Source organism: Amycolatopsis sp. NPDC003861 (genome assembly GCF_053605405.1).
The window spans coordinates 110,775-126,939 of sequence record NZ_JBSGJD010000003.1 but is presented as its reverse complement, the minus strand read 5'-3'; the positions used below and the strand labels follow the sequence as shown (position 1 = coordinate 126,939).

General features: G+C 74.1%; 13 protein-coding genes. 4 read left to right on the top strand and 9 right to left on the bottom strand.

Annotation, left to right across the window (positions count from 1 at the left end; genetic code table 11):
* Positions 1 to 120: 120 nt before the first annotated feature.
* Positions 121 to 1,284 (top strand): NAD(P)/FAD-dependent oxidoreductase, encoded by a 1,164-nt coding sequence (locus ACWEVN_RS01965; protein ID WP_452049881.1) that lies wholly within the window; start codon positions 121 to 123, stop codon positions 1,282 to 1,284.
* On the opposite strand, the gene ACWEVN_RS01960 is transcribed toward ACWEVN_RS01965, so the two are convergent.
* Genes ACWEVN_RS01960 through ACWEVN_RS01940 form a run of 5 tightly spaced genes read right to left on the bottom strand, consistent with a single transcriptional unit; the run spans position 1,250 to position 7,257 of the window.
* Positions 1,250 to 3,154 (bottom strand): DUF2264 domain-containing protein, encoded by a 1,905-nt coding sequence (locus ACWEVN_RS01960; RefSeq protein WP_452049880.1) that lies wholly within the window; start codon positions 3,152 to 3,154, stop codon positions 1,250 to 1,252. The genes ACWEVN_RS01965 and ACWEVN_RS01960 overlap by 35 nt on opposite strands.
* Positions 3,151 to 4,164: a hydroxyacid dehydrogenase gene (locus ACWEVN_RS01955; RefSeq protein WP_452049879.1), complete on the bottom strand. Its 1,014-nt coding sequence runs from the start codon at positions 4,162 to 4,164 to the stop codon at positions 3,151 to 3,153. Before ACWEVN_RS01955 ends, ACWEVN_RS01960 begins: the two co-directional genes overlap by 4 nt.
* A complete protein-coding gene (locus ACWEVN_RS01950; RefSeq protein ID WP_452049882.1) occupies positions 4,161 to 4,970 on the bottom strand; it encodes a carbohydrate ABC transporter permease in 810 nt (269 codons plus the stop codon). The genes ACWEVN_RS01955 and ACWEVN_RS01950 overlap by 4 nt, the downstream gene beginning before the upstream one ends.
* A gap of 41 nt (positions 4,971 to 5,011) precedes the next feature.
* Positions 5,012 to 5,944, bottom strand: a complete 933-nt coding sequence (locus ACWEVN_RS01945) for a carbohydrate ABC transporter permease (RefSeq protein WP_452049878.1) — start codon at positions 5,942 to 5,944, stop codon at positions 5,012 to 5,014.
* Positions 5,944 to 7,257, bottom strand: a complete 1,314-nt coding sequence (locus ACWEVN_RS01940; RefSeq protein WP_452049877.1) for an ABC transporter substrate-binding protein — start codon at positions 7,255 to 7,257, stop codon at positions 5,944 to 5,946. The genes ACWEVN_RS01945 and ACWEVN_RS01940 overlap by 1 nt, the downstream gene beginning before the upstream one ends.
* A 138-nt stretch (positions 7,258 to 7,395) precedes the next feature.
* On the opposite strand from ACWEVN_RS01940, the gene ACWEVN_RS01935 reads away from it, so the two are divergent.
* Positions 7,396 to 9,171: a heparinase gene (locus ACWEVN_RS01935; protein WP_452049876.1), complete on the top strand. Its 1,776-nt coding sequence runs from the start codon at positions 7,396 to 7,398 to the stop codon at positions 9,169 to 9,171.
* Positions 9,168 to 10,277 carry a substrate-binding domain-containing protein gene (locus ACWEVN_RS01930; RefSeq protein ID WP_452049875.1) on the top strand — a complete coding sequence of 370 codons (1,110 nt, stop codon included), beginning with the start codon at positions 9,168 to 9,170 and terminating at the stop codon, positions 10,275 to 10,277. The genes ACWEVN_RS01935 and ACWEVN_RS01930 overlap by 4 nt, the downstream gene beginning before the upstream one ends.
* Before the next feature lie 106 nt (positions 10,278 to 10,383).
* Here ACWEVN_RS01930 and ACWEVN_RS01925 read toward each other — a convergent pair whose 3' ends face one another.
* From ACWEVN_RS01925 to ACWEVN_RS01910, 4 genes are all read right to left on the bottom strand, one after another.
* A complete protein-coding gene (locus ACWEVN_RS01925; protein ID WP_452049874.1) occupies positions 10,384 to 11,229 on the bottom strand; it encodes a protein kinase domain-containing protein in 846 nt (281 codons plus the stop codon).
* A gap of 94 nt (positions 11,230 to 11,323) precedes the next feature.
* The gene (locus ACWEVN_RS01920; RefSeq protein WP_452049873.1) at positions 11,324 to 12,424 is read right to left on the bottom strand and encodes a LacI family DNA-binding transcriptional regulator; all 1,101 of its coding nucleotides are present in this window, start codon (positions 12,422 to 12,424) and stop codon (positions 11,324 to 11,326) included.
* A 113-nt stretch (positions 12,425 to 12,537) separates the two neighbouring features.
* A complete protein-coding gene (locus tag ACWEVN_RS01915) occupies positions 12,538 to 13,890 on the bottom strand; it encodes a serine/threonine-protein kinase (RefSeq protein ID WP_452049872.1) in 1,353 nt (450 codons plus the stop codon).
* A 195-nt stretch (positions 13,891 to 14,085) separates the two neighbouring features.
* On the bottom strand, positions 14,086 to 15,468 hold the full coding sequence (locus tag ACWEVN_RS01910) for a protein kinase domain-containing protein (protein WP_452049871.1): 1,383 nt from the start codon (positions 15,466 to 15,468) through the stop codon (positions 14,086 to 14,088).
* Positions 15,469 to 15,729: 261 nt separating this feature from the next.
* Between ACWEVN_RS01910 and ACWEVN_RS01905 the strand changes: the two genes are divergently transcribed.
* Positions 15,730 to 16,155: an STAS domain-containing protein gene (locus ACWEVN_RS01905; RefSeq protein ID WP_452049870.1), complete on the top strand. Its 426-nt coding sequence runs from the start codon at positions 15,730 to 15,732 to the stop codon at positions 16,153 to 16,155.
* The last annotated feature ends 10 nt before the right edge of the window (positions 16,156 to 16,165 follow it).

The window sequence follows — 16,165 nt, the reverse complement described above, 5'->3', positions numbered from 1 at the left end:
CCGTCGAGCACGGGGAGCCGCTCGCCGGCACCTGGTGACCCAGGTCACAGCCGACTTCTGTCAGGTTTCGCGCCGCTGCCCGGTTCAGGGAGCACACACCGACCGGACAGGAGCACCACCATGAAGCACCGCATCGTCGTCCTCGGGGCCGGGTACGCCGGAGCCAACGCCGCCGGCCGCCTCGCCAAGCGGCTGCACCCCGCGGGCACCGAGATCACCCTCGTCAACGCCGAGCCCGAGTTCGTCGAGCGCGTCCGCCTGCACCAGCTGGCGACCGGCCAGGACCGCAAGCCCCGCCCGCTGGCGGAGGTCTTCGCGGGCACCGGCGTGCAGGTGCGGATCGCGCGGGTCGCCGCCGTCGACGCGGAACGCAAACGCGTTGCCCTCGCGGGTGGCGAGGAACTCGCCTACGACACGCTCGTCTACGCCCTCGGCAGCACCGCCGCCGACGTCCCCGAGCACGCCCACAGTGTCGCGGGCAAGGAAGCCGCGCTGCAGCTGCGGGCGCGGCTGGCCGAGCTCCCCGCGGGCGGGACCGTGCTCGTCGTCGGCGGTGGCCTCACCGGGATCGAAGCCGTCACCGAGATCGCCGAAGCCCGTCCGGACCTCGACGTCGCCTTCGCCGCTCGCGGTGGCCTGGGGGACTGGCTGAGCGAGAAGGCGCGTACCCACCTGCGGAAGACGTTCGGCCGGCTCGGCATCACCGTGCACGAGAACACGGCCGTCACGAGCGTCGAGCCGGCCTCGGCGAGCACTGCGGACGGCCGCACGATCCTGGCGCAGGTGACCGTGTGGACGGCCGGGTTCGCGGTCCACCCGATCGCCGCGGCCTCGACGCTGGCGGTGTCGGCGACCGGGCAGATCGTCGTCGACGAGACGATGCGGTCGGTGTCGCACGCCGATGTCTACGCCGTCGGCGACGCCGCGCTCGCCCCGGGCGCGAACGGCACGCCGCTGCGGATGTCGTGCGCCTCGGGGGTGCCTTCGGCCTACCTGGCCGCCGACACCATCGCCGCGCGGCTGACCGGACGCCCGCTCCCGGAGAACAAGATCGGCTACACCGCCCAGTGCATCAGCCTCGGCCGCCGCGACGCGGTCGTGCAGTGGGTGCCCCACGACGACCAGCCGAAGCCGTCCGCCCTCACCGGCAAGACGGCTGCGCGCGTCAAGGAATTGATCTGCAAGAGCGCGGCCTGGAGCGTCTCGCACCCGACTTCGCTGGCGCCGGCCCGCCGCCGTCGCACCGGCATCACGCCGGAGCGGGCATCGCGACTCGCGTGGTGATGCCGTCGGGCCAGGTCAGCGTGGCGGCGTGGCCGTCCCGGGCGATCGTCAACGACGGATCGGCGTCGTCCGGGCCGCCGCGGTCCAAGACCACGACGGCGGCGTACACGGCTCCCGGCTCCGGCGGCCCTTCGGTGGCGACGAACGGGATCGCGGTCCACTCACCCAGGGGAGAGACACCGGACTCGACCACCACGTCCGCCGTGGTGAACCCCCGCAGCGGACGCACTTCCGACCGGAGCTGCGGAGTCCGTGCGGAAGCCGCCTCGGTTCCCGGCGGTGTCTCGCCCGCGACCGGCCAGCCGCTCAGCCACAGCGAACACACCCCGTCGTCGACGTCGTCGAGCCGCGCGAGCCGGACCTCGACACCCCGCCGCACCACGGACACCACCGTCAGCACCGGCCCGGCCACCACCGGCCCGGCGCGGCCGGAGCCGTGGTCGGGGGAGTCGTCGGCGGACGTGTCGACCCAGCGGACCCGGCCCTGCGACGCCGCCGCCAGCACGCCGCCCGGCAGTTCGGTCGCGTAGCACGTCGAGAACCCCGCGCGGTGGCTCGCCCGGCCGTCCGCGTCGAGCACGGCCACCGTGTTGCCGGGCACCGTGGCCGCCGGGAACGTCGCCGTCGAATAGCCGAGCCGGGCGTAGAGCGGCGCGTCGGAGCGCGGGTCGCCGGGGCGGGCGTGGTCCGTGCCGTGGTTGACCACCAGGGCGATGCCGTCGCGGCGCCGTCCCGAAACCAGCCAGCCCGGCGCGGCGACCACCCGGGCGACGTCCCCCGTCTCGATCGGCAGCGGCTCCTCGACGTCCGTCCACACGGGATGGTGCGCGGGCAGCGCGAGCCCCAGCAGGCCCTTGGCCGCCCAGTACGGCGACCCGGGCCCGGAGTACGCCTGGCGCATCGCGGGCCAGGCGTGGTGCCAGCCGAGGGTGAGCAGGTCGTCGGAGGCGCCGAAGTGCCGGACCATCCCGCCCGCCACCCGGCGCGTCAAGCCGGGGGACAGCCCGGACGTCCCGGTCAGCGCACCCACCCAGAACGGTGCCGCGGCCGCGAAGCGGTAGACCAGGCTGCGGCCCTGCAGCAACGGCGAGCCGTCGCTGCCCACCAGCCGGACGGCGTCGTCGAGGTACTCGCGCAGGTCCGCGCCCCACTGGAGCCGCAGCGAGCCGGGGCACAGCGTTCCGGTGACGTCGAAGAAGTGCGTCCACAGCAACGGATACAGGTGCAACGCCCAGCCCGTGTAGTGGTCGTAGGCGCGCTCGGCGCCGTCGCTGAGCCAGCCGCCCGGCCGCCGCAGCGACGCGTGCACGGCCAGGTCCTCCTCGACGTCCGCCGCCGACCACGGGCCGCCGGCCTCGCGCAGGAACGACTCCACGACGATCCGGAACCACACCCAGTTGATCGGCGGGTAGGGCTGCCCGATCACGGTCGCGAGCCAGGCGACGACCCGTTCGCGCACGCCGTCGTCCAAGTGGTCCCACAGCCACGGCCGGGTCATCTGGAGGACCAGCGCGATCGACGCGGCCTCCACTTTGGCCTGGCCGAGTTCGTCGGGCCGCGGCCACGCCTCGGGTGACGCCGGATCGGTGCCGGCCGCCAGCCCGCGCGCGTAGTGCTCCAGCACCCCGCCCGGGTCCGCGCCGCCCTCCCCGGCGACGCGGAACCCGGCGATCAGGAACGTCCGGGCGAACCCTTCCAGGCCGTCCGAGACGCGGCCGTTGCGGCTGGCCGGGCCGGGCAGGTCGAGCCGGGCCCCCGCCGGGGACCGGTACTGCCCGGCCGCCGCGAGCAGCCGGTCGGCGTAGGCCGCCCAGTGCTCGCGGGTCCAGCCGGTGTACGGCGACAGCCGCCGGTCTTCGACGGCGGTCATGCCTGCACGGCCAGGGAATGCCGGGTCACCGGGGCCCGGGGCGGCAGACCGGCGACGTACCGTTCCAGTTCGCCCAGCGCCTCGGCGCTCATCCGGCGGGTCTCCGAACCCAGTGACCCCGCGATGTGCGGCGTGAGCACCACGTTCGGCAGGTCGTAGAGCGGGGACCCGGCGGGCAGCGGCTCGGGCTCGGTGACGTCGAGGACGGCGTGCAGGCCGTCGGCGGCGCAGGCGTGTTCGAGCGCCGCGGTGTCGACCAGCGCGCCACGGGCGGTGTTGATCAGCACCGCGCCGGACGGCAGGGCGGCCAGCTCGGCGGCGCCGATCATGCGCCGGGTTTCCGGCAGCGACGGCGCGTGCAGGCTCAGCACGTCCGCCTGGGGCAGGGCTTCGGCCAGGGAGGCGGGTTCGGCCCCGGCCGCCCGGATCTCGCCCGGGTCGGCGACCGGGTCGACGACGAGCACACGCGCCAAGTCCAGCAGCCGCAGCAGCGCGGCGACCCGCCGTCCGACGCGGGAGAAGCCGACCAGCACCACCGTCCGGTCGCGGCCGGACAGCTCGCCGCGCTGTTCGCGGTAGCCCCAGTCGTCCCGGAACTTGCGGGCGTCGGCGGCCAGGAACGGCACCTTCTTGAACGCCCAGAGGATCGCGCCCAGCGTGTACTGGGCGACCGGCTCGGCGTTGGCGTCGGCGGCCGTGGTGACCAGCAGGCCGCGGTCGAACACCGCCGCGCCGACGTGGTCGCGGACGCTGCCGGCCGCGTGCAGTACCGCCCGCAGGTTCGGCGCGGCCCGCAGGACGGCGTCGTCGAGCGGGGGACAGCCCCAGGACGTGATCAGCACCTCCACCTCCGCCAGCCGCGCGCGCACCGCGGCCGAGGTCAGTTCGTCGGTGCACAGAGGCTCGCCCAGCCGGGCCGCGGCGCGCAACCGGGCCAGCTCGCCCGCGCCGAACTGCAGCTCCATCGTGTCGCGCCCCATCACCAGCAGGGTCTCCGGGCGCCGCGTCACTTGACGCTGCCCGCCGCCAGCCCGGACCGCCATTGCCGGTGCAGCAGGACGAAGGCGACGACCAGCGGCAGCACGGCCAGCAGGGAGCCGGTGATGACGAGCGGGTTGTACTGCGGGAACTGGGTCACGCGCGTGCTCCACTGGTACAGGCCGAGGCTCATCGGGAACAGCTTCGGGTCGGTGAGCATCACCAGCGGCAGGAAGAAGTTGTTCCAGATCCCGACGAACTGGAACAGGAAGATGGTGACCAGGCCGGGCCGCATCATCGGCAGCGCGATGGTGAAGAACGTCCGCAGCTCGCCCGCGCCGTCGGTCCGGGCCGCTTCGAGGACCTCGCCGGGCACCGCGGCCTCGGCGTAGACGCGGGCGAGGTAGACCCCGAAGGGGTTGGTCAGCAACGGGATGAAGACCGCCCAGAACGTGCCGACGACCTCCAGCTGCGAGGCCAGCAGGTACAGCGGCAGGGCCAGCGCGGTCGTCGGCACGAGCACCCCGGCCAGCGTCACGGCGAACAGTGCGCGGCGGCCCGGGAAGTCGAGCTTCGCGATCGCGTACCCGCAGGCGGCGCAGATCAGCGAACCGAGCACCGCGCCGAGGCCGGCGTAGAGCAGCGAATTGCGGATCCAGGCGAGGAAGACGCCGCCGTCCTGGGTGAACAGGGTGCCGAGGTTGGTGCCGAGGTCGAACTGCCCGAACTCGAACGCCCCGGTCGTGGAGAAGTCGCCGACGGACTTGGTCGCCGAGGTGACCAGCCAGACCAGCGGCAGGACCGCGTACAGCGCGGCCAGCATTAGCAGGACGTGCACGACGGTGCGGGACGTCCACCTCGAACCGGCAGGGGACAGGGTCACCGGGACCTCCGGTTGGACAGGCGCATCACCAGCGCCGAGAGCAGGGCGGAAACGAGCGCGAGCAACACGGACGCGGCGGCGGCGCGGCCGTAGTCGTTGGCGATGAACGCGGCCTCGTACACGTACAGGCTCGGGGACCAGGTGCTCGTCACCGAGCCGGTGAAACCGCGCAGCACCAGGGGTTCGGTGAACAGCTGAAGGGACCCGATGACGGTGAACACGAGGGCGACGAACATGGTCGGCCGGATCATCGGGACCTTGACCGACCACGCCGTCCGGACGCCCCCGGCGCCGTCGGCGCGCGCGGCCTCGAGGACGTCACGCGGGACGGCCTGCAGCGCCGTGTAGAAGATGATCATGTTGTAGCCGACCCACTGCCAGGTCGCGATGTTCACGATCGAGGGCAGGATGCCGGTCTTGCCCAGCGGGTCGAACGGCAAGACCGCGGTCAGCCCCGAATTCGGGCTGTAGAGGTAGGCCCAGATGAGCCCGGTGATCACCGTCGGCACCGCGTAGGGCAGGAAAACGGCGAGGGAGAAGACCCGCTTGAGCCGCACGACGGCGGAGTCGACCAGCAGGGCCAGCAGCAGGGCCAGGCCGAGCATGATCGGGATGTGCACCAGGACGAACAGCGCCACGTTGCCGAGACTGGCGTGGAAGGCGCTGTCGGTGAGCACGTCGACGTAGTTGCCGAGCGCGACGAACGCCTGCGTCGGGCCGGAGAAACCCAGGCCGGACAGGCGATCGGTGAACAGGCTGAGGTAGAGCGCGTACCCGATGGGCACGAGCACGGTGGTCGTCAGCAGCAGCGCGAACGGTGCCGCCAGGACGAGGCCGGCCCGGCCGTGCCCACGGCGGGCCGGGGTGGCGGTGCCGGGACGGGCCTGCGCCGGCACCCTCGCGGCGCGCTCCGGGGTGAGGACGGTCATCAGGCTTTCCCTTCCAGCACGGTCAATCCCCGCTCGCGCAGCTCGGCGACGGCGCCGGCCTGCGTCTGCCGGACGGCGGTGGCCAGCGTGGTGCCGCCGGTCTTCACCCCGCCCATCCGGTCGACGACGGTGGAGAACGTCCGCAGCGCGTTGGGACCCCACGTCCAGTCCGGGACGCGCCGGGCGGCTTCGTCGAGCACGTCGTACACCGGGGCCCCGAGGAAGTACCCGCCCTTGTACGCCTTCCGGGCCACGTCCCGGCTCGGCAGGTAGCCGGGGAACGGCGTCGTGAACGTCGTGCCGATCTTCGCGACCGCCGGGTCGGTGCTCAGCCAGCGCAGGAACCGGACGGCGGCGTCGGGCACTTTGCTTTCGGCGGAGACGGCGAACGCGCTGCCGCCCTGCACGCCGTTGGCCGGGACGCCGTCCCAGGTCGGCATGGTGGCGACCGCCCAGCGGCCCTTGTCCTGCGGGATGGACTTCACCAGCGAGCCGACGCTCCAGGACGCGCCGAGCAGGCCCCACAGCCGTCCGGTGTGCATCGCCCCGATCCAGTCCTGGTCACCGGTCGGGGCGGTGGCGACCAGGCCGTCGCGGATCAGGCCCTGCCAGTAGTCCGCGGTGCGCAGGGTGCCGGCGCCGTCGATGTTCACCCGCCACGAGCCGCCGTCGACCCGCCACCACGGATAGCCCGCCTGCCAGCACATCCCGGCGAAGAACGAGCCGTCGTTGAGCGGGAACGTCGTCACGCGCGCGGCGGGATCGGCCTTCTTGACGGCCTGCGCTGCGGTGCGGAAGTCGTCCCACGTGCGCGGCACCGCGATGCCGTGCCGGTCGAAGAGGTCCTTGCGGTAGTAGAGCACCATCGGGGCGAGGTCCATCGGGACCGCCCAGGTGCGGCCGCCGGGGCGGACGCCTTGCCAGGCCGCGGGGGAGTAGCCGCGTTCCAGGTCCGCGAGGTCGCCGGTGAGGTCGCGCAGGCCGCCGGTGGTGAGCAGTTGCGGCAGGCCCTGGTACTCCGCGTGCAGGATGTCCGGGGCGTTGTGCGCGCGCAGGGCGTTGGTCTGCTGGGCGTAGCCGCCCTTCAGGCCGGACGCGATCACGTTGAGCTCCACCGCGATGTCCGGGTGCGCGGCGTTGAACGCGGCCACGTACTTGTCCATGCCGGTGAGCCACGACCAGATGGTCACGCGGGTGGCGCCGGACGCCGTGGTCGTCGACGCGCAGCCGCCGAGCAGTCCGCCGGCCGCGAGCCCGGCCGTGGCCGATAGGAACCTCCGGCGGTTCAGTCCCGCCGATCCCCGAAGCGTCATTGCTCCTCCGTCGAAGTGATGGCTGTCACTGTCGGGGTGTGCCATAGTGCGAGTCAACAATTCAGGTCAAAAACGATCACAAACGATCAGAAGCGAAGGAACGACGTGGTTCTGAGCGCTCTTTTCGACGGTCGTCCGGTGGCCCGGCCCGCCTTCCCGGACGTGCGGGACCGCGCGGTCTGGGACGCGGCCGACGGCGCCGCGCTGCTCGCCGACGCCCGCGTTCTGCTCGCCCGGCCGGCACCGGTCCTGACGGCCACGGCGTGGGCCCGGACGTTCCGCGACGGCGTCCGGACCGACTACGAGGACGCTGCCCGCGAGCTGCGCGAACGCGTGACCACGCTGGTCCTGGCCACGGTGCTGACCGACGAAGTGTCCCTTGTGGACAGTGTGATCGACGGCCTGGTCGCGCTGGCCGAGACCACGACTTGGTGCTGGGCGCCGCACGACCGGCACACGGCCGCCCGCGGGGAGGTGCTGGCCGATCCCGACGAGCCGTTCCTCGACCTGGGCGCCGCGGAAGCCGCCTCCCTGGTCGCCTGGGCCGATCACGTGCTGGGGCCCCGCTTCGACGTCCGGGCGCCGGGGCTGCGCCGTCGCCTGCGGCGCGAAGTCGAACACCGCGTCCTGACGCCGTTCGAGCGCGTCCGCGACTGGCACTGGCTCGGCCTCGACGGCGACGCGCACAACTGGAACCCGTGGATCCACAGCGCCGTCCTCACCGCCGCGCTCCTGCTCGTCGACGACGACGAGCGGCGACAGCGGCTCGTGCGGCTGGTCGTCGAAGGCCTCGACGACTACCTCGCCGTGTTGCCCGACGACGGCGGCATCGACGAAGGCGTCGCCTACTGGTGGCACGGCGCCTGCCGCCTGCTGGAGTGCCTCGACCTGCTGGCCGCGGCCACCGGCGTCGACGCGCGGGAACTCCCCGTGCCGGCGCCGCTGATCCGCTTCCCGCACCGGATGCACCTGGGCGGCGACGCGTACGTCAACGCCGGGGACGCCCCGGCCCGCCTGCCCCTGGCCCAGCCGTGGCACGTGCTGCACCGGTGGGGCGAGCGGCTCGGCGACGACGACGTCCGGGCGCACGCGGTGAGCCAGGCCCGCGCGAGCGGGCGGCCGGTGTGGCCGCAAACCGGGCTCGGCCGGGCCCTCTCCGCCCTGGCCGACCCGGATTGGCGCACGGCGTGGGCCGGGGATCCGGCCGGGACCTGGCCGGCCCGCGACCAGTGGCTGCCGCGGGTGCAGGTGCTCGTGGCCCGGGAGACGGCGGGCTCGGCGCGCGGGCTGACCGTGGCGGTCAAGGCCGGGCACAACGGCGAGCGGCACAACCACCTCGACGTCGGGTCCTACTGGGTGGCCGTCGAGGGCGTCCCGGTGGTGGCCGACGTGGGCCAGCCGACCTACACCGCGGCCAGCTTCGGGCCGGACCGGTACCGGGCCTGGCCGTTGCGCAGCGAGTGGCACAACGTCCCCGAGCCGGGAGTGACGCAGGAACCCGGGGCAGCCTTCGGGGCGCGGGACGTCCGGGTCGCGCTCACCGCGTCCGAAGCCGTGCTGTCCGCGGACCTCGCCGGGGCCTACCCGGGGGTGGCGCGGTGGATCCGTTCGGTGCGGCTGGTCCGGGACACCCCCGCGCACGTCCTGGTGGAGGACGACGACAGCGTCCGGCCGGTGCGGCTGCGGCACGTCCTCGCCGGGGACGTCGAGCTGGGCGAGGGCGAGGCGTTCGTGTCCCTCGGCGGCCGGCGGGTGCTGCGGCTGAGCTGGGATCCCCTGGCCACCACGGCGGAACTCGAGCGGCGGGCGCTGGACGACCCGCTGTTGCGGGCCTCCTGGGGCGCGTACCTCACGCGGCTCACGCTGCTGGTGCGCGAAGGCCCGGCGCGGGTCCGGCTGGAGCAGGTCCGATGATGCTGGCCTCCGAACGGCATCAGCTGATCCTTTCCCTGGTGCGCGAACACGGCGCGGTCCGGCTCACCGAGCTGGTGGCGCGGCTGGGCGTCACCGCGGTCACCGTGCGGCGGGACGTCACCGAGCTGGCGGACCGCGGCCTGCTGACCCGGGTGCACGGCGGCGTCACCCTGACCCGGCCCCGCGGCGGCCACCCGGAGCCCGGGCGCGCCGCGTCACCGTTCGGCCCGTCCGCGCCCGGCGCGCTGGTCGGCATGGTCGCCCCGTCGGTCGAGTACTACTGGCCGCCGGTGATCCAGGGCGCGCAGTCCACGGTGGCCGCGGCCGGTGGGCGGCTGGTCCTGCGCGCGTCCGGTTACGACCCGGCGGAGGACCGCCGGCAGATCACCACGCTCCTCGAACGCGGGGTGCAGACGCTGCTGGCCGCGCCGGCCACCAGCGGCCGCGGGGCGCTGGACCTGCTGCGGTGGCTGGGTTCGCTGAGCGTCCCGGTCGTGCTCGTCGAACGCCTGCCGCCGCCGGAGCTGCCCACGCTGGCCCTGGACGCGGCGACCACGGCGCACGGGCTGGGGGCCGGACTGGCCGTCCGGCACCTGGTGTCCCTCGGCCACCGGGCGGTCGGGCTGGTGACGTCCCGGTCCAGCCCGACGAGCCGGGCGCTGCGGGCCGGCTGGCGGGAGGCGGTCGCCTCCCTGGGCCTGGACGCCGGCGCGGCGCTGGACCTCGACGTCCCGGTCTACGGCTCGCCGGGGTGGGCGGGGGAGTACGACACGCTGTTGGACCGCTGCCGCCGCGCCGGCGTCGGCGCCCTGCTGGTGCACGCCGACCGCGAGGCGATCGGCTTGATCCAGCGCGCCCGTGACGGCGGCATCGCGGTGCCGGGCGAACTGGCGGTGGTCTCCTACGACGACGAGGTGGCCGCGGCGGCCGACCCGCCGCTGACCGCGGTGTGCCCGCAGAAGCACCGGCTCGGCGCGGTGGCCGCCGAGCTCGCCCTGGCCCGGCTCGCGGACACGACCGAGCGGCCCGTGCACCGGCTGCAGTTGTGGCCGACGCTCGTGGTGCGGGAATCGTGCGGAAGCGCGGCAGAATCGCGGTCGCTGTGAAATCGACGAATTCACTCGCGTTTCTTCGGCGGTACGGTCGAACGGCGGATCCGGTCTGAGGAATCGGAAGTGGTTCGGTTGACGCGGCCGACGGCGCCTGCGGCCCTCAGGGGGCCGTGAGGCGGCGGAGGGCCGCGTGGGTCGTCACCGCCGTGCCGAGGGCGAGCGCGAACACCGTGCCCGCCACCAGAACCCGGCTGCGGGACCGCGCGGCCCGGGCCGGGATCGCCGCCAGGGGACGGGAAACCGCCAGATCGGTGAGGATCCGCTCGGCCTCGGCCATCGACGGGCGGGCCGCCGGTGCCGGGCGCACGAGGTCCAGCACGGCGTCGAGCACCGGCCCGCGCGCCCGCGGTGGGACGGCCGTGCCCGGCACCCGCCCTTCGAGCGCGAAGTACAGTGTGGCGCCCAGGGAATAGACGTCCGCGGGACACCCCGGGCTCGCCCCGCGGGCCAGCTCCGGGGCGGGGAAGCCGCCGGTGCCCAGCCCGAAACCCGCGATCTTGGCCGTGCCGTCCGCGGTGACCAGGACCTTGTCCGGGCCGAACCCGCGGTGGAGGATGCCGTCGGCGTGCGCGGCCGCCAGTGCCGACGCCAGCTGGGCGCCGAGCGCCGCCACGCGGTCCGGCGGGACGCCGCCGCGCTGCTCGACCAGCTCGGCCAGGGTGCCGGCCGCCAGGTCCTCGGTCACCACGTACGGCGTCAGGTCGTGTTCGAAGACGTCGTGCACCACCACGACGTGGGGGTGGTGCAACCGGACGGCCACCCGCGCGTCGCGGATCGCCTTCGCCCGGACGCGGTCGGAATGGGCCGCGTCGAACGGGCAACCCGGCGGCAGCCGATCGACGACGACGAATCGGTCCAGCAATTCGTCTTTGGCCCGCCACGCCCGCCCGCCGGTCGGTTCCAGCAGCCGGTATCGCCCGGCCAATGCGCCCTTTTTCGCTGCCACCGTGCTCCCCTGTCGACGTCGACGACCCCTCTACGAGGAAATACGGCCGCAACGGAAGACGGGTTCGGTTCGGACGCCGATTGCCCGGGAATTCTCACCCGCCGGACAGCGTCGCCCCGTGCCGGACGGCGGGGGCCGCCGCGGTGCTTTCCCCGATGGCCAGCGCGGGCGCCACGGTGCCGGGCTCGGCCGGTTCGCCGTCGAGCTGGCGCACCGCCTGCCGGACCGACAGCACCCCCAGCTCGGCCGCCGGGACGACGACCGCGGTGGGCCGGATCCGCTGCTGGCCCGCCACGGTGTCCGAACAGATCGCGACGACCGAAATGTCCACCGGAACCTGCCGCCCGCGGTGCCGCAGGGTGCCCAGCACCAGCGGAAGGGCGGCTTCGTCGTGCACGACCAGCGCGGTCGGGCCACCTTCGACGAGCAGCTCGTCCAAGCAGCGGGCAATGTCCGGGGCAGCCGACGCGCACGGTGGGGAAATCGCTTTCACGCCACGCTCTCCGGCGGCCGCGCCGAAGGTCTCCTCGAAGCCCTTCAGGTACCGGAGCCGGTGGCCGGGCGAGGTCGCCGACGGGCCGAGGTGGGCGACCGAGCGGTGGCCCAGGTCGGCGAGGTGCGCCAGGCAGGCCCGGGCGGCCGGGGCGAAGTCGAGCGTCACCGACGCCAGCCCGCGGTGCTGCCCCGGCGCGCCGACCAGCACCGCGGGGCGGCCGGAGGCCAGCAGGACCGGCACGCGCGGGTCGTCGTCGCCGGCGTCCAGCACGATCACCGCGTCGGCCAGCGCGGCCGACGTCACCCGGTGCAGGCCGGACGTGCCTTCGTCGTCGGTGACCAGGAGCAGGTCGAAGCCGAGTTCGCGGGCCGCGCCCGCGGCCGCGGAGAAGAACTCCATCTCCAGGCCCAGCTGCCGATCGCCGAGCGGCGGCACGGCCACCGCGAGGATCCCGGCGCGGGGCGACGGCGAGCCGCCGCGGCGCCGGTAGCCGAGGGCGCGGATGGTTTCCTCGACCCGGCGCCGGGTCGCCGGGGAGATCGTCCGCTTCCCGGTGATCACGTAGGACACCGTGCTCGCGGACACGCCGGCCGCGTTCGCGACGTCGGTGATCGTGACCGCGCCGCGGCCGCCGCCGGGCGCTTCGTCCGCCGCGTCGCGGAAATTCGTCATCTTCGTGAGGACTTTCTCGAGACCCATTGTCCGATCCGTTGTCCGGCCGGAAGTTAGCGCTAACAGGTGGGGTGGATGACGACCATAATGCCGGTCAACGACGCTGGTCAAGACACCATCGTCGGATGATCGGAAACGATTCATTCCCCGGGACGGCAGTCGGTCACCGGCAGGCCACGGTGGCCGCCGCGGGTCAGGGCGATGAAGCCGAAGGTGGTCGATTCGCCGGGCTTCAGCCGGGCATTCCACTCGGCGTTCACGATCGCGGAGGTGGCACCGGTCCGCACCAGCCTGCCGTTCCACAGGTCGTCGATGCGCGTCCCGGCCGGGGTCGGCCAGCTCACCGTCCACCCGGTGACCTCGGCCCGCCCGCTGTTGCGCACGGTCACCAGCCCCTTGAAGCCGCCGTTCCACGATTCCACCACCTCGTAGCGGGCGGCGCAGCCGGGCGGGCCGGTGGTCCGGGACGTGACCGAGTTCGTCGGCGGCGTCGTGGACGGTGCCGACGCCAGCTGGGCCGCCGCGCTCGCGGGCTCCCGGCCGGGCGGGATCGACGTCGCGGCCACGACCGCGGCCGCCGTCAGTGCCAGCGCCGTCCCCGCGAAGGCCAGCCGCGACCGGCGGCGCCGGGGCGGGTCGGGCGGCTGGTCCGCCGGGACGACCACCGGGGGCACGCCGGGCGCGGTGGCGCGGGTCAGCAGCCGGACCGCCCCGGCCATCGCGGGCCGGGCGGCCGGATCCCGGGCGAGCAGCCGGAGGACGGCGTCGGTGACCGGGCCGCTGGTGGCGGGTGGGGTGACGGCGCCGGCGCCGACCCGCTTGAGCAGGGCCAGCTGGTTTGCGTCGGTGCCGAACGGCGGCCGCCCTTCGAGTGCGGTGTAGAGGGTCGCGCCGAGCGAGTAGACGTCGGACGGGAAGCCGGGTTCCTCGCCGTCGGCGACCTCCGGGGCGAGGTAGGCGGGCGTGCCGACGACCAGCCCGCGGCCGGTCGCGGTGCCCTCCCCGCGCGCGTGGGCCACCCCGAAGTCGGTGATCTTCGCCGAGCCGTCGGTGGTGACCAGGACGTTGTTGGGGCTGATGTCGCGGTGCACCACGCCTTCCGCGTGCGCGGCGGCCAGTGCCGAGGCGAGCTGGGCGCCCAGTTCGGCCACGTACTCCGGCACCAGCGGGCCGTGTTCCTCCAGCAGTTCGGTCAGCGTCCGGGCCGGCAGGTACTCCATGGCGATGTAGGCCGCGGTTCCCTGCTCGACGACGTCGTACACGACGACGGCGTGCGGGTGGCGCAGCCGGGCGGTGACCCGGGCTTCGCGGATCGTCCGGTCGCGCGTGCGCTCGGCCGCCGCCGGGTCGGCGGGGGAGTCGGGGAACAGCTGCTTGATCGCGACCAGGCGGTCGAGCCGCTCGTCCTTCGCCCGCCACACGGCCCCCATCGCGCCGTGACCCGCCCGGCCGAGCACGCGGTACCGGCCGGCGATCACTGCCCCGTCGTGCACGGGCACGCTCCCCTCTGTCGTCTCCGTCGAGAGGGAACACGGCCCGTTCCCCGGCGCAGTTCGGCTCGTCGGAGCAATTCACTCACCTGGGTGGGGGTACGAAATTGCGTTCGACGTATTCGTTCCGGATGCCGGAAATGAAACAGGCCGCTACGGAAGAATCGGCGATCCGGTTGTGACGGAACGATAACGTTCTCAGTTCGGCCGGCAGTCGAGGACCGGGACGGCCGGGTGGCCGGACGTGACGTCCTGGTTGAGCCCGAACGAAGCCGAACCGTCCGGCTCGACGAGGGCGTTCCAGCCCGCGTCGGTGACGGTCACCGCCGAGCCGACCTGGGTCAGGGTGCCGTTCCAGAGGTCCCGGATGCCGGCCCCGCCGGGCTGCACCCAGGTCACCGTCCAGCCGGTGAGCCGTCCCGGCCGGTCGTTGTGCACGGTCACCTGCGCCTGGGAACCACCCGGCCAGGAGTTCGTGATCTCGTAGCGCGCGGTGCACCCGGCGGTGGCGCCGAGCGGCGCGGGCGGGGTGGAGCGCAGCGCCGGTCCGTCGGACACGCGAGCCGACGCCGGCGCGGGTGCCGTGGTGGTGCTGCTGACGGTGCGGGAGGTGGTGATCGTCGCCGGCGGGTGCTCGATGGGGGCCGCCGTGGTGGTCGCGGGCCGGTCGGCGAGGGCGAGGCCGGCGGCCACGCTGACCGACGTCAGGCACGCGGCGGCCCCGGTCACGGCGACGCGGCGGAACCGGGAGCGGCGGGGTGCGGCGTCCGGGCCCGGCTTGCCGACCGCGGCCAGCAGGTCGACCGCTTCCTGCATCGACGGCCGGGCGGCGGGATCGCGTTCGAGCATCCGCATCAGCACGGCGGTCAGCGGGCCGCCGTGGACCGGCGGGGTGAGCTGGTTTTCGGTGATCCGCCGGAGCAGGGTGATCGGATCGTCGCTGGTGCCGAACGGCGGCGTGCCCTCCAGCGCCGTGTAGAGCGTGGCGCCGAGCGAGTAGACGTCGGACGGCAGGCCCGCTTCGCCGCCGCGGGCGACTTCCGGAGCCAGGTAGGGGAGCGTGCCGACGACGACACCCTCGTCGGCGGCCGGGTGCTCGCCGAGCGCGCGCGAGACGCCGAAGTCGGTGATCCGGGCGGTGCCGTCGTCGGAGACGAGCACGTTGTTCGGCGTGACGTCCCGGTGCAGGATCCAGTCGCCGTGCGCCGCGGCCAGCGCGGCGCCGACCTGGCGCCCGAGCCGCAGCACGTCGCACCGGGGCAGCGGCCCGCGCGCGACGAGCAGCTCGGTCAGCGAACGCGCGGGCACGTACTCCATGACCAGGTACATCGAGCCGGCGTCCTCGAAGACGTCGAACACCGCGACGGCGTGCGGGTGCCGCAGCCGGGACGCCAGCCGCGCCTCCCGGAGCGCGCGTTCGCAGACGTCGCCGCCCGCGCCCGGCTCGTGCAGGAACTGCTTGACGGCCACGACGCGGTCCAGGCGCTCGTCCTTGGCCCGCCACACCAGGCTCATCGCGCCGCGGCCGAGGTGGCCCAGGAGCCGGTACCGCCCGTTGACGAGCTGTTCCTCGAAAGCCACCCACACCCCTGCGCCGGTCGACGAAACGATGCACTTTTTAGCAGAAGAAAGGCGTTCGGTGGGGGTTCGGGACCGACTGGAGCTCCGAACCGTTATCCGGATCACCCGCGGCGCATTCCCGGAATTCGGGAGCCGGCGTCCCCCTTCGACGGATTCGGCGCCGACGCGGAAGTCCCGGCCGCGACGGCGTACGGTGTGGGGCAACGCGGTTCAGCCGGCAGCCGCCCCCCTGCGCGTCCGTCCCCGTCCGTGGGAGGCCCTGTGCTCGACCAGATCGCCGCTCCGCAATTCCGCGTCGACGTCCCGGCCGCGATGACCTTGCGGGTGACGGCCACGGCGGAGGCGACGACCGTCGCGGTCCGCGGCGAGATCGACCTGCCGGTGCTGAGCCGGCTGCGCACCCGGCTGGGCGAGGAGATCGACCTGGCGCCGCGGGCGCTCGTGCTGGACCTGTCGGAAGTTTCGTTCTGCGGCACGGGAGGGATCACCGAGCTGCTGGTCGCGGCTTCGGAGGCGCACGTGAGCGGTGTGCCGTTCGCGATCGCGACCGAGGCGCGGGCGGTGCTGCGGCCGATCCGGGTGCTGGGCCTCGAGCGGCTGCTGCCGATCCACAGGAGCGTCGAGGCGGCGTCGGACTGGCTCGCGGTGCTGCCCCGGTTGCGGGGGAGCGCGCCCGCTTCCGCTTGACCTCGACCGA

Bases quoted from the DNA above. Each gene is read 5' to 3' on its own strand.
- ACWEVN_RS01965 (WP_452049881.1), top strand. From the start codon at position 121: ATGAAGCACCGCATCGTCGTCCTCGGGGCCGGGTACGCCGGAGCCAAC.
- ACWEVN_RS01960 (WP_452049880.1), bottom strand. From the start codon at position 3,154: ATGACCGCCGTCGAAGACCGGCGGCTGTCGCCGTACACCGGCTGGACC.
- ACWEVN_RS01945 (WP_452049878.1), bottom strand. From the start codon at position 5,944: ATGACCGTCCTCACCCCGGAGCGCGCCGCGAGGGTGCCGGCGCAGGCC.
- ACWEVN_RS01940 (WP_452049877.1), bottom strand. From the start codon at position 7,257: ATGACGCTTCGGGGATCGGCGGGACTGAACCGCCGGAGGTTCCTATCG.
- ACWEVN_RS01930 (WP_452049875.1), top strand. From the start codon at position 9,168: ATGATGCTGGCCTCCGAACGGCATCAGCTGATCCTTTCCCTGGTGCGC.
- ACWEVN_RS01920 (WP_452049873.1), bottom strand. From the start codon at position 12,424: ATGGGTCTCGAGAAAGTCCTCACGAAGATGACGAATTTCCGCGACGCG.